General features: G+C 70.6%; 13 protein-coding genes and 1 tRNA gene. 8 read left to right on the top strand and 6 right to left on the bottom strand.

Translation table 11 applies throughout. The annotated features are described in order from the left end of the window. Positions 1-31 precede the first annotated feature (31 nt). Positions 32-598 (bottom strand): peptide deformylase, encoded by a 567-nt coding sequence (gene def / locus IEX69_RS03080; protein WP_085019663.1) that lies wholly within the window; start codon positions 596-598, stop codon positions 32-34. A 42-nt stretch (positions 599-640) separates the two neighbouring features. On the opposite strand from def, the gene IEX69_RS03075 reads away from it, so the two are divergent. From IEX69_RS03075 to IEX69_RS03065, 3 genes are all read left to right on the top strand, one after another. Further along, on the top strand, positions 641-1,555 hold the full coding sequence (locus tag IEX69_RS03075) for a DMT family transporter (RefSeq protein WP_085019662.1): 915 nt from the start codon (positions 641-643) through the stop codon (positions 1,553-1,555). Positions 1,556-1,612: 57 nt separating this feature from the next. Beyond that, on the top strand, positions 1,613-2,881 hold the full coding sequence (locus IEX69_RS03070) for a glycosyltransferase (protein ID WP_229756213.1): 1,269 nt from the start codon (positions 1,613-1,615) through the stop codon (positions 2,879-2,881). Between the two features lie 79 nt (positions 2,882-2,960). Then, positions 2,961-3,034: transfer RNA gene (locus IEX69_RS03065), tRNA-Ile, on the top strand. A gap of 17 nt (positions 3,035-3,051) precedes the next feature. On the opposite strand, the gene IEX69_RS03060 is transcribed toward IEX69_RS03065, so the two are convergent. Continuing rightward, complete coding sequence (locus tag IEX69_RS03060) at positions 3,052-3,315, bottom strand: hypothetical protein (RefSeq protein ID WP_085019661.1); 264 nt, start codon at positions 3,313-3,315, stop codon at positions 3,052-3,054. A gap of 257 nt (positions 3,316-3,572) precedes the next feature. Between IEX69_RS03060 and IEX69_RS03055 the strand changes: the two genes are divergently transcribed. From IEX69_RS03055 to IEX69_RS03040, 4 genes are read left to right on the top strand one after another with little or no spacing between them, the layout of a single operon-like run. After that, positions 3,573-3,962, top strand: coding sequence for a hypothetical protein (locus IEX69_RS03055; RefSeq protein ID WP_157127176.1), 390 nt, complete (start codon positions 3,573-3,575; stop codon positions 3,960-3,962). Next, the gene (locus IEX69_RS03050) at positions 3,959-5,008 is read left to right on the top strand and encodes an AAA family ATPase (protein ID WP_157127175.1); all 1,050 of its coding nucleotides are present in this window, start codon (positions 3,959-3,961) and stop codon (positions 5,006-5,008) included. Before IEX69_RS03055 ends, IEX69_RS03050 begins: the two co-directional genes overlap by 4 nt. Positions 5,009-5,011: 3 nt before the next feature. After that, positions 5,012-6,313 carry a DUF58 domain-containing protein gene (locus IEX69_RS03045; protein ID WP_085019658.1) on the top strand — a complete coding sequence of 434 codons (1,302 nt, stop codon included), beginning with the start codon at positions 5,012-5,014 and terminating at the stop codon, positions 6,311-6,313. After that, complete coding sequence (locus tag IEX69_RS03040; protein ID WP_085019657.1) at positions 6,310-8,706, top strand: transglutaminase TgpA family protein; 2,397 nt, start codon at positions 6,310-6,312, stop codon at positions 8,704-8,706. The genes IEX69_RS03045 and IEX69_RS03040 overlap by 4 nt, the downstream gene beginning before the upstream one ends. Here the strand turns inward: IEX69_RS03040 and IEX69_RS03035 are convergent. Continuing rightward, the gene (locus IEX69_RS03035) at positions 8,605-9,171 is read right to left on the bottom strand and encodes a PadR family transcriptional regulator (RefSeq protein ID WP_085019656.1); all 567 of its coding nucleotides are present in this window, start codon (positions 9,169-9,171) and stop codon (positions 8,605-8,607) included. The genes IEX69_RS03040 and IEX69_RS03035 overlap by 102 nt on opposite strands. A 150-nt stretch (positions 9,172-9,321) precedes the next feature. On the opposite strand from IEX69_RS03035, the gene IEX69_RS03030 reads away from it, so the two are divergent. Beyond that, positions 9,322-9,825: a DUF3145 domain-containing protein gene (locus IEX69_RS03030; RefSeq protein WP_085021442.1), complete on the top strand. Its 504-nt coding sequence runs from the start codon at positions 9,322-9,324 to the stop codon at positions 9,823-9,825. A gap of 83 nt (positions 9,826-9,908) precedes the next feature. Here IEX69_RS03030 and IEX69_RS03025 read toward each other — a convergent pair whose 3' ends face one another. From IEX69_RS03025 to IEX69_RS03015, 3 genes are all read right to left on the bottom strand, one after another. Further along, positions 9,909-11,147 carry a beta-ketoacyl-[acyl-carrier-protein] synthase family protein gene (locus IEX69_RS03025; protein ID WP_085019655.1) on the bottom strand — a complete coding sequence of 413 codons (1,239 nt, stop codon included), beginning with the start codon at positions 11,145-11,147 and terminating at the stop codon, positions 9,909-9,911. A 138-nt stretch (positions 11,148-11,285) separates the two neighbouring features. Then, positions 11,286-11,534 (bottom strand): acyl carrier protein, encoded by a 249-nt coding sequence (locus IEX69_RS03020; protein WP_085019654.1) that lies wholly within the window; start codon positions 11,532-11,534, stop codon positions 11,286-11,288. A 55-nt stretch (positions 11,535-11,589) separates the two neighbouring features. Then, positions 11,590-12,588 carry a beta-ketoacyl-ACP synthase III gene (locus tag IEX69_RS03015; RefSeq protein ID WP_085019653.1) on the bottom strand — a complete coding sequence of 333 codons (999 nt, stop codon included), beginning with the start codon at positions 12,586-12,588 and terminating at the stop codon, positions 11,590-11,592. Positions 12,589-12,611: the final 23 nt, after the last annotated feature.

Below are 12,611 nucleotides of genomic sequence, written 5' to 3'. Positions count from 1 at the left end.
GGAGACGCCGGCACGCGCGGGGCGCTGAGGGTCAGTCCTCGAGGTGGTCGCGGCCCGGCAGCCAGCTGTGGCCGGGCACACCCCATCCGTTCTTCTTCGCGGTCTTCGCGACGGGCTTGGCGTACTCGTGGTCGAGGCGGTCGATGTAGAGGACGCCGTCGAGGTGGTCGTACTCGTGCTGGAAGATGCGGGCCAGCCACCCCGAGCACTCGATCTGGTACCGCGTCCCGTCGAGATCCGTCGCTCGGAGGATCGCCCTCGCGCCCCGGGCCAGCGGGTAGCGCTCACCCGGGAAGGACAGGCACCCCTCGGACTCGTCGTCGGGATCCGCGGGGTCGGGAGAGGCCGGCGTGATGAACAGCTCCGGGTTGATGGCCACCCCGCGATGGAGCTCGTCGGCCTCGTCCGTCCAGCTGTACACGAAGAGGCGGAGCGGTACGCCCACCTGGGGGCCCGCGAGCCCGACTCCGGGAGCTGCGTCCATGGTCTCGAACATGTCGGCGACGAGCCTGCGGAGGTCGTCGTCGATCGTCTCGACGGGGGCGGCGGGGGAGTGGAGCACGGGCTCGCCCATGATCCGGATCGGGAGAACGGCCATTCGCTCACTCTATCCAGCGGTGCCACGGGGTATCGTCGTCTGGTGCCTCCCGAACTGAGCGATCTCACCGATCAGATCGCTCTCGATCCGAAGCAGTTCATCGGCATCCCGCTCGCCCTCGTGGGCGCCGTCTTCCTGAGCCTCGGCGCTCAGTTCCAGCACCGCGGGGTCGCCAAGGTCGAGGCCAGGACCCACGAGGCGGTCAAGGGTCTGAGCATGCGGCAGATCCTCGCCCTGCTCGGACGGCCGTCCTGGGTGATCGGGTCGCTGATGCTCGGCCTCGCGATCGTGCTCCAGCTGACGAGCCTCGGTTTCTCGCCGATCATCGTCGTCCAGCCGCTCGGCGCGGTCGCGCTCGTGATCACGAGCATCCTCAACTCCCGGCTGAGCAAGGTGAAGCTCAACCGCGCCTCCGTCGTGTCGATCGTGCTCTGCGTGGGCGGCGTGGGGGCGTTCGTGCTCGTGGCGGCGTTCACCGCGCGCGACAAGCCCGTCACCACGCGCGACCTGGTCATCATCCTCATCATCCTGGCGGTGGTGCTCGCCATCATGGGGGCCCTGTTCGCGCTGGCGGGGAAGCGCTTCAAGGCGATCGCCTACATCATCGGCGCCGGGGTCCTCTACGGCTTCGTCGCGACCCTCGCCAAGGTCGTGATCAGCCGCGTGACCCAGGGCGACTTCGGCTGGCTCACCATCCTGTGCGTCCTCGGGCTCCTGGCCGCCGGAGGCCTCGGCGGGTACTTCGTGCAGAACGCCTACGCCTCCGGTCCGCCCGATCTCGTCATCGCCGGCCTCACCGTCGTCGACCCCCTCGTCGCCGTGGGCATCGGCATCATCGTGCTCGGCGAGGCGTCTCAGGCGCCGATCTGGGCCATGATCGCGTTCGTCGTGTTCGGGCTGGTCGCCATCCTGGGTGTGTTCGGCCTGGCGCGATTCCATCCGCAGGCGCGGCGCTAAGGTGGATGCTGCCCGGAACGACGACGACCCACCGCCGAAGAAATAGAAAGATACCGTGTGACCGACTTCCGAGAATCGCCGAGCAGCGAGCCATCGAGCTCCGCACCGGACGCCGAGCGTCCGCTGCGCATCATCATCGGAGCTGACACGTTCTCGCCCGACGTCAACGGATCCGCGAAGTTCGCGGAGCACCTCGCCTCCGGACTCGCCTCGCGCGGCCACGACGTGCACGTCGTGGTGCCGGCCGCCTCGAGGGCTCACGGCACCTGGACCGAGGAGTACGACGGCCAGAAGGTCACCGCCCACCGGCTCTTCAGCCTCCGTTGGCCGTTCCACGACTGGCTGCGGTTCGTGATGCCGTGGACGATCCGGAAGAACAGCGCGCGCATCATCGACGAGGTCCAGCCCGACGTCGTGCACTTCCAGTCGCACATCGTGGTGGGTCGCGGGCTCGCGGCCGAGGCTCAGAAGCGCGGCATCCGCATCATCGGCACCAACCACGTGATGCCCGAGAACCTCACCGCTTTCATGCCCATCCCGCAGGCGGCGAAGGACGTCGTCATCAAGCTGGCGTGGAAGGCGGCCCGCCGGTCGTTCAGCAAGGCGGAGGCCGTGACGGCGCCGACTCGCCGCGCCGCCGACTTCTTCGAGCGCGGCACCGGGATGACCAACACGTACGCGATCAGCTGCGGCATCCGGGCGTCGGACTACACCCCCGACTTCGGGCCCCGCGAGGGCAACCGCATCCTGTTCGTGGGCCGGGTCGCGCCCGAGAAGCAGATCGATGTGCTCCTGAAGGCCGTGCAGATGCTCCCGAGCGACCTCGACGTCCACCTCGACGTCGTCGGCGGGGGCGACCAGCTGAAGAACCTCCAGCAGCTCGCCGAGACGCTGGGCATCGCCGACCGTGTCAGCTTCACGGGGCGGGTGTCCGACGAGGAGCTCCGCGCCTCGTACACGAGGTCGACCGTGTTCGCGATGCCGTCGATCGCCGAGCTGCAGAGCATCGCCACCATGGAGGCGCTCGCCAGCGGCCTGCCGGTCGTGGCGGCCGATGCGATGGCTCTCCCTCACCTCGTGCACGACGGCGAGAACGGCTACCTCTTCACGCCGGGAGACGCCGCGGATCTGGCGGCCAAGCTCGAGCGTGTGCTCCGCCTTCCCGAGGACGAGCTGCAGGCGATGAAGCGCGAGTCGCTCGACATCGTCGCCGCCCACGACATCGACCGGACGCTAGCGACCTTCGAGCGCCTGTACCGCGGCGAGAAGGTCAGCGACCCGGCGGTCTCCCGCCCGTCCGACGAGGAGCGCTCCTCCGCCGCGTAGCCTCGCCCGCGGCGTGAGCGGGTCGCTCCGCCGAGGCGCGGTATCGTGTACCTCGGCCGTGCGACCCGTCGCCGGCCGCGGGGCGGTAGCTCAGCTGGTCAGAGCAGCGGACTCATAATCCGTCGGTCACGGGTTCAAGTCCCGTCCGCCCTACGGTGCACCACCGGTGGTCAGGGCGCGTTCTGCACGTCGATCGCGGAGAGACCGGGGATCAGCCGGTCGGGATCGATCGTGACCATCATCTCCTCGTCCCATCGCGCAGACAGGCGCTGCGCTGCCTCGAACGGACCGCGGTTGACAAGGTCGCTCACGACGCGATCGACGTAGCGGTCGTATTCGCCCCTGACGAGTGCGCGCTTGTCCTTCATGCCGATCGGATCGACGTCCCAGAGGAACTCGAGGACGTCGGGCCGCAACCGCTCGACGTCCCGCATGCGACTGAGGCTAAGCCGCCTGGACCTCCCCGAGCAACAGCCCAGCACCCGCACCGGCGCACCCCGCCCGTCCGTCGTCCGGCGGTGGATCTGGCAGTCGTGGTGGGCTGTGACGGCTGGCGGCCGCCACGACTGTCAGATTGGCGGGCAGGCCCCCCGCGCGCGGCTGGTGGGCCCGTGTGAAATGGGTGTGGAGCGACACGGGGGTCCCCGGCGGGCACTACCGTTATCGGAACGAGATGTTCCGAGGAGACACCGTGCAGCGCCACTCCACCGCGGGCGACGGCAGCGGCTTCGACAGCCGGTTCGATGCCGCCTTCCAACCCGGCTTCGACGACGACGTCGACCTCCGCGTGTTCGACGACGTCGACCGGATCGAGCCCTCCGTCGCCGTCGAGCCCGCGCCGGTGGCGCTCGTCGACCGGTTCGTGGTCGCGATCTGGGCGGTCGGCGTCGCCCTCGTCGTGGCGCCGATCGTGGCCATCCTGGTGATTGCCGATCAGCAGAGGAACGCCACGCTCGATCAGGGCGGCTTCGTCGTGTACTCGCTCGTGTCGTCCCTGACTCCGTTCCTGCTCGCGCTCGGCGTGGCGACGCTGGTCGGCAGCCTCTTCCTCCTCGCCCACAGATGGGAGCGCCGTCGATGACCTTCGACACGGACCAGAACGCAGGCCAGAACGCGAGCCAGAACGCCGGGCACGGGCCGAGCGCGCGTCACACCGAGCCGCTGCCGCTCGAGGAGTTCGCCGACCGCACCGGGCGCATCATGGCGAACCTCGAGACCGTGATCGACGGCAAGCGCGAGGCGCTCACGCTCGCCCTCGTCGTGCTGATCGCCGAAGGGCACCTGCTCGTGGAGGACGTGCCGGGCGTGGGCAAGACCACGCTCGCCAAGGCGCTCGCCACCAGCGTCGGATGCACGGTGAGCCGCATCCAGTTCACTCCCGACCTGCTCCCCTCCGATGTGACGGGCGTGTCGATGTACAACCAGGCGGCGCACGAGTTCGAGTTCAAGCCGGGAGCGGTGTTCGCGAACATCGTCGTGGCCGACGAGATCAACCGCGCCTCGCCGAAGACCCAGTCCGCCCTCCTCGAGTGCATGGAGGAGGGGCAGGTATCCGTCGACGGCGTCACCCACCAGCTCGAGGCTCCGTTCGTGGTGGTCGCCACGCAGAACCCGATCGAGATGGAGGGCACCTACGCGCTTCCCGAGGCTCAGCGCGACCGGTTCATGGTCCGCATCTCGATGGGGTACCCGGATGCGTCGGCGGAGCTGGCGATGCTGCATCAGCGCGAGAACGCCAGTCCGCTCGACGAGTTGAGCCCCGTCGTGGGCAAGCCCGAGCTGGCCGAGCTCATCGAGACCGCCCGGGCCGTGTACGTCAGCCGGGCAGTCGAGTCCTACGTGGTCTCGATCGTGCAGGCGACCCGATCGCATCCGGAGTTCAGACTCGGCGCCAGCCCTCGCGGCACGCTCCACCTGGTGCGCGCGGCGAAGGTCCTCGCGGCGCTCAAGGGGCGCGAGTTCGTGGTGCCCGACGACGTCGACGAGCTGGTCGTCCCGGTGCTCGCCCACCGTATCGTCCCCACCCGGCGGGCCGCGAGCGATCGGGGTGGTGCCACTCAGGCCATCGCCGACTCCCTGCGCGCGATCGTCTCCGCCACTCCCGTCCCGCTGGCACGCACCCGCTGACCGATGGCCTCCGCCGCCGATCGTCGTCGACGTCCGACCCGCGCACCGCGCCTGACGGTGCGGGGGTGGGCGCTGCTCGCCGTGGCGGTGGCCGCCTTCGTCGCGACGCGGTACTTCGCCCGGCAGGAGTTCGCCTACCTCGGCTGCTTCCTGCTCGCCGTGGTCGGCTTCGGATACGCCTGGACGGCGCTGCGCCGGGTTCAGCTCACCGTGCGACGGCGGTTCGTCCCCGAGTCGGCCCCGGCAGGCGAGCCCGTCGACGCCGTCCTGCTGCTGCAGAACTGGGGTGCGATGCGGACGCCCGCGGTCACCTGGGTCGACCCGGCCAGTGCGCCGATGTCGTCGACCGCACCGAGCGAGCTCCCGGCCCTGCCCGGGTTCTCGGCGCGCAGGGCGGGCGAGCCGGAGGTGCAGCGGCTGCACTACCGGCCCGACACCACTCGCCGTGGCGCCCACACCGTCGGGCCGCTCCTCCTCACGTTCGCCGACCCGTTCGGCATGGCCCGTCGCTCGGTCGCGGTCGGAGAGACCGACAGCCTGGTGGTGACGCCCGCCGTCTACGACCTCGCCCGGGCCGACCTGCGCCTCTCCACGGGAGACGGATCGGAGCAGACCGCGCGGCGTCTGGTCGGAGCGGGCGAACCCGACGTCATCGCCCGGCGCTACCAGCCGGGAGATTCGGTGCGCAAGGTGCACTGGCCCGCCACGGCCCGGCACGGCGAGCTGATGGTGAAGCAGGACGATCAGCGGAACGACCAGGATGCGGTGGTGCTCCTCGACGCGTCGTCCTTCCCGGGTGACGACGCGGCGTCCGACGCGTTCGAATGGGCCGTGAGCGGCGCCGCCTCGGTCGCTCAGCACCTCGTGGCGGAGGGCTTCGGCGTGCGCCTGGTGGGGTTCGGCGAGAGGTCGGCCGACGCGATCTACGTCGACGTCGCCGGATCGCAGCGCGTCGCGTACGACCTCGCCTTCGCCACGCCTGCCGGAGCCGCCGACCCCGACGCGTTCCGCGCCGCAGTGGGGGACGCCTCCCTGACGTCGCCCGATGCCCCTCCCGTGTTCGCGTTCGTCGCGGACAGGCCCGGGGCGGAGCAGGGCCTTCAGTCGCTCGCGGCGATGAGCTCGCATCCGGTCGCCTTCGTCGTACGCAGCGACGCCGACCTCGAGGTCGGACGGGCGGGCGGTGCCGGAAGCGAGGTCGGTACGTCGCTTCGCCGAGCGGGATGGACCGTGGTCGACGTCGATCCCGACGAGGCGGTCCCCTCGGTCTGGCGTGCGCTCGGCGAGGCGAGGGGGCTCGCATGACGGCTCTCGGCACCCGCCCCGAACGGCCTCGCGCTCGGGTCGCTCCCGCGCGCGTCGACACTCCTCGGGCGGGTCGGCCGCGGCGCTGGGCGGAGCGGCGACGCGAGCACGCCGGCGCCTGGCTCAGCACGCTGTTCGTCGCCGCCGGCATCGGTGCGGCGCTCTTCGGGGTCTCGCCTCTCCTCCAGGGCATCGGCTGGTGGTTCGCGACCATGGCGATGGTCGTCCTCGTCCTCGGCGTCGCGGCGCTGCTGCGCGCCGTGGGGGCATCCGAGCTCGCGGCCGTGGTCGCCTCGGCCGTGGTGTGGGCCGTGGTCGTCGTCGCGCTCTACGCCGCGTCGACGCTCTGGCTCGTCATCCCGACGTTCGCGACCCTGTCGGAGCTGTCGGCCGACCTCGCGGCGGCCAGGGAGTCGATCGCCGTGCAGGCCGTCCCGGCCGTCGCAGACGAGCCGATCACCCAGCTCCTCGTCATGTCGATCGGCCTGATCGCGATCGTGACGGATGCGCTCGCCACCGGTCTCCGGAAACCGGCGCTGAGCGGCGTGGGTCTCCTCGCCGTGCTCGCCATCGCCCCGTTCATCCGAGAGCCCGCGCCGCAGGTCGGGATCTACGTGCTCGTCGGCCTCGCATACCTCGGCATGATCTGGTCGGGCTCCCGCATCGGCGGCCCATCCGTGCGACGCCACGATCCCCGGGCCGGCCGGAACCGGATGCTCGCCGTGGTCATCGCGAGTGCGACGGCCCTCGCCACGGTGGTGCTGCCCACCGTCACGCCCGGACTCACCGAGGGCTCGCTCGACAAGGATCAGGCCGGGAACCTCTTCCCCTCCGTGTACTCCGCCGGGATCGATCCGACCATCCAGCTCGGCCGCGACCTGCGGCGCAGCACGCCCGTGCTCTCGCTCTCGTACTCCACCACCGGCGACTCGGCCGAGTACCTCAGGATGGTGACCCTCGGCGACTTCACGGAGGGGACGTGGCACCCCGAGGAGGGCGACGACCTCGTGCCGTACGCCGAGCAGCAGATCGGCACACCGGTCGGGCTCGCCGCCGACGTGCCCACGCAGAGCGAGCGTACGGAGGTGTCGATCGAGGCACTGCGTACGGACTGGCTGCCGATGCCGTTCCCCGCGACCCAGGTGGAGGGACTGGCCGACGACCAGTGGCAGCTCTCGGCGGGGCTCTCGACCCTCACGACCTCGGAGCTCGACACGCGCGGGCTCTCCTACGCGGTCTCGAGCGTCGACGTGCAGCCCACTCCCGAGCAGTTCGCCGCCGCCGGGAGCAGCGTGCCGACCGATCTCGACCGGTACCTGCAGCTGCCGGATGTGCTGCCCGCGATCATCGGCGACACCGCTCGGTCGGTGACCGCATCCGCGACGTCGAACTACGACCGCGCGGTGGCCCTGCAGGAGTACTTCAGGTCGAGCCAGTTCACGTACTCGCTCTCCGCGCCGGTGTCCGGGAACTACGACGGCGACAGCGCCGACCAGATCGCCGCGTTCCTCGAGGCGAAGTCGGGATACTGCGTGCACTACGCCTCGGCGATGGCCGTCATGGCGCGCGTGCTCGGCATCCCGGCGCGCATCGCCATCGGCTATGCGCCGAGCCAGACCGCCACAGGAAGCCAGGACGGCGTCACGACCTACGACGTGTACACCGATCAGCTGCACTCCTGGCCCGAGCTGTTCTTCGAGGGCATCGGCTGGGTCCCCTTCGAGCCGACCCCGGGCCTCGACTTCACGCCGCCGGACTACAGCCTCCCCGACTACGCGACGTCCGGCACGGGCGATAGCGCGGCCGTCGCCAGCGACCCGGCGGAGGTTCCTCAGACCACGCAGAGCGCGCGGCCGCAGGACGACGTGGGTGGCACCTCGGCCGCTGCCTCGTCCGGCGCCGAGACCGCCCGGGGCTGGCTCGTCGCGGGTCTGATCGTCCTGGCGGTCGCCGTCGTCGTGCTGATGCCGTTCACCGTCCGCACCCTCATCCGTCGGCGGCGCGTCAGAGCCCTGAGTGAGAGCCCGCATCCGGCGACCCTCGCCTGGATGGAGCTCGAGGACTCGCTCGACGACGAGCGGTTCTCGCGGTCCCCGACGGAGACCGTGCAGTCGCTCGCCGGCCGTGTGCTCGCCGAGCGAAGGGTGCCCGCGGAGCAGCTCCAGCGGCTCGCCGCCGCCGTCGAGCGCGAGCAGTTCGCCGCGCCCGGCCAGGTCGACGCGCAGGCGAGGTCGCTCATCGCCTCCGACCTCGACGCCGTGCTGGGGGCCCTGGCCGAGGACGCGACCACCTCAGAGCGCGCGCTCGCCCGCTTCGTGCCGCTCTCCTTGTGGCGTCGCGCCCGGACGTCGGCCGCGACGGGGACGGAGGTCGCTGAGCGGTCGCGGCAGTGACGGCGCCTCGCTCCGGGCCGCAGCGAGCCAGTCGAGGGCGGCGCCGGCGAGGAGCGCCCTGGCCCTGTCCGGCAGTGCCGACCCCGTCCGGTCGGCTGCGGCGCGCCAGACCGCCTCGGCTCGATCGAGGACGCCCGAGGTGTCCTGCGACGGGAGGCTCGCCACCAGCAGCACCATGAACACGGTGTCGTTCCAGGCGGAGGCGGCGTCGGGATCGAGGGAGTCGAGCCAGGCGTCGAACTCCTCGCGGCCGGCCTGGGTGATCCGATAGCGGGGGAGTCCGTCGTCGGTGGGATCGCCCGGGGTCACCGACCCGGAGGTGACGAGGCGATCGAGGGTCGAGTAGATCTGGCCGACGTTGATGCGCCCGACCCGGGCGGTGCGCTCCTCGAGCTCGCCGTGGATCTGCAGCCCGTAGGCGTCCTGCTCGATGAGCACGCCCAGGATGCCCGCGCGGATCGACATCTACTCAGTATAGGTTTGACGTGGCCGAGAGCTGTCTTACACGCTTGTGATTCGCATCCGCGGTGGGCATAATGGCAGCACAACCGCACACCGGTCATCGCTCCGTCTGCAGGTCGTTGGGGAAGACGCACCTGAGGAATGGAGAACGAGATGGCGTCCACCGTCACGCGCGGAGTGATCTACGTCCACTCTGCGCCACGCGCGCTGTGTCCCCACGTCGAGTGGGCGGCAGGGCGCGCCATCGGCCGTGCCGTGAACTTCTCCTGGAGTGAGCAGCCGGCGCTTCGTGGTGCGCAGAGGGCGGAGTTCTTCTGGGAGGGCGAGCCCGGCACCGGCGCTGCTCTCGCGTCCGCCCTTCGCGGCTGGGAGCACCTGCGCTACGAGGTGACCGAGGAGGCGTCGAGCGGGACCGACGGCGGCCGCTGGATGCACACCCCAGACCTCGGGATCTACTACGCCCAGGTCGACAGCGCGGGCAACACCGTGGTGTCGGAGGACCGCATCCGCGGTGCCATGGAGATCGCGGGCACCAACGCGCTCGAGCTGCACCGCGAGCTGCGTCTCGCCCTGGGTCAGGCCTGGGACGAGGAGCTCGAGCCCTTCCGCTACGCCAGCGACATGTCCCCGGTCGTCTGGCTCCACCGCGTCGGCTGACCCCCACCCAGCCGCGAACACGACAGCGCCCCCGCCGACTCGATCTCGGCGGGGGCGCTCTCGTCTGTGTGGATGCGTGCGGGTCAGACCGAGCGGAAGGCGACGACGGCGTTGTGGCCGCCGAAGCCGAACGAGTTGCTGATCGCGACCAGGTCTCCCTCGGGCAGCGCGCGCGGCTCGCGCACGACGTCGAGGGCGATCTCCGGGTCCTGCTCCGTGAGGTTGATGGTCGGCGGAGCGGTGCGCTCCTGAAGGGCCTTCACGGTGAAGATCGCCTCGATGGCGCCGGCGCCGCCGAGCAGGTGGCCCGTGGACGCCTTCGTGGCCGACACCGGGATGGAGGCCAGCCGATCACCGAAAACGTGCAGCAGCGCCTTGTACTCGGCGATGTCGCCGACGGGCGTGCTCGTGGCGTGAGCGTTGATGTGCGCCACGTCGTCGAGCGTGAGGCCGGACGACTCCACGGCGGCGATCATCGCGCGGGCGGCGGCCGATCCCTCGGGGTCGGGTGCGGTGATGTGGAAGGCGTCGCTCGTCACGGCACCGCCGAGCAGCTCGGCGTAGATCTTCGCGCCGCGGGCGAGCGCGTGCTCCTCGGTCTCGAGCACGAGAGCCGCGGCACCCTCACCGAGCACGAAGCCGTCGCGGTTCACGTCGTACGGACGCGAGGCGGTCGCGGGGGAGTCGTTCTGCTTCGAGAGCGCCTGCATCGAGGCGAAGGACGCGAGCGGCAGCGGGTGGATCGCCGCCTCGGCACCACCCGCGATGATGATGTCGGCGTAGCCGGCCTGCAGGTGCTCGTACGCGTTGACGACGGACTCGGTGCTCGAGGCGCAGGCGGAGACGACGGTCCGCGCTCCGGCACGGGCGCCGAGGGACATCTCGATCGCGGCAGCCCCGGCGTTCGGCATGAGCATGGGCACGGTCATCGGCAGCACCCGTCGGGGACCGCGCTCGCGCAGCGTGTCCCACGCGTCGAGCAGGGTCCAGACGCCCCCGATGCCGGTGGCCCAGTCGACGCCGAAGCGCTCGGGGACGACGTCCGGAGAGCCGGCATCCGCCCAGGCCGCCCGGGCGGCGATGACGGCGAACTGGGTGGCGGGGTCGAGACGCTTGGACTCCACCCGCTCCAGCACCTCGGTGGGCTGCACGCGCGCCTGGGCGGCGAAGGTGACCGGGAGCTCGAGCCTGGCGACCCACTCCTGCTCGAGCGGGGAGGCCCCCGACTCTCCCTTGAGGAGGTTCTGCCAGCTCTCCTCGGCGGTGCCGCCGAGCGGAGAGGTGGCTCCGATGCCAGTGACGACGATCTTCTTGGTGCCCATGCGTGGTACAGCTTCCTCTGGGTGGTCAGTCCGAGTGCGCCGCTGCGGCGCGGATGTGCGAGCGGATGCTCTGGTGGTCACGACGACTCGACCGGCAGGGTCCTAGGGCGAACCCCGCCGGTCGGGAGTCGTGGTGCGTCAGGCCTGGGCCGAGACGATGAAGGTGACGGCGTCGCCGACGGTCTTGAGGTTCTTGACCTCTTCGTCCGGGATCTTGACGTCGAACTTCTCCTCGGCGTTGACGACGATCGTCATCATCGAGATCGAGTCGATGTCGAGGTCGTCGGTGAACGACTTGTCCAGCTCCACCGTGTCGGTCGCGATGCCGGTCTCGTCGTTGATGAGCTCGGCCAGGCCGGCCAGCACTTCTTCGTTGGACAATGCCATTGTTCTCTCCTTGGGGGTGTCGATGACCGCTGACAAGTCTAGTCAGCGCTGAAGATCAGGGCAGGACGACGACCTGGGCGCCGAACACGAGGCCCGCGCCGAAGCCGATCTGGAGCGCGAGGCCCCCCGACAGCTCGGGGTGCTCCTCGAGAAGCCGGTGGGTCGCGAGCGGGATGGACGCCGCCGAGGTGTTCCCTGTGGTCTCGATGTCGCGGGCGACGATCGTGTCCGGGCCGATGCCGAGCTGCTTGGCGAACTCGTCGATGATGCGCATGTTCGCCTGGTGGGGGATGAAGGCGGCGAGGTCGGACGCGGAGACGCCGGCGGCATCGAGCGCCTGCTGGGCGACCTTCGCCATCTCCCACACCGCCCAGCGGAAGACCGCCTGGCCGTTCTGTCGGAGCGTCGGCCACTCGACCTCGCCGTCCCGGAACCCGGTCGTGGTGCCGGTCATGTGGATCTCGTCGTACTTGTCGGCGTCCGAGCCCCAGATCGACGCGCCGATGCCCGGCGTCTCGCTCGGCCCCACGATCGCGGCGCCGGCGCCGTCGCCGAGGAGGAACGAGATCGACCGGTCGGTGGGGTCGACGTACTCGGAGAGCTTCTCGGCGCCCACGACGAGCACGTACTCGGCGAGACCCGCGCGGATGAGGGCGTCGGCCTGGGCGATGCCGTAGGCGTAGCCGGCGCAGGCCGCGCTGATGTCGTAGGCGGCGGCCTTCGGCGCGCCGATCCGCTTCGCGAGCTGGGTGGCCAGCGACGGGGTGATGACGGGGTTGCTGATCGTGGACACCAGCACCGCTCCGACACGGTCGGGGGTGATCCCGGCGCGCTCGATCGCCTCCTTCGAGGCGGCCTCCGCGAGGTCGGCGGCCAGGACGTCGTGCGAGGCGCGCTTGCGCTCGATGATCCCGGTGCGCTGGCGGATCCACTCGTCGGACGAGTCGATCGGCCCGACCAGGTCGTCGTTGGGCACCGTGAGATCGCCGCGCGAGGCGCCGATCGAGAGGATGCGGGTGAACTCCGGTCCGCGGACGGTCTTCAGGGTCGTCATGATGCTGCTTTCGTCGTCTCTCG

The sequence above is a fragment of the Cnuibacter physcomitrellae genome, from assembly GCF_014640535.1.
Taxonomy (GTDB): Bacteria; Actinomycetota; Actinomycetes; order Actinomycetales; family Microbacteriaceae; genus Cnuibacter; species Cnuibacter physcomitrellae.
Note: the sequence above shows the minus strand (reverse complement) of the source record. Positions and strands in the feature narration are given on the sequence as shown.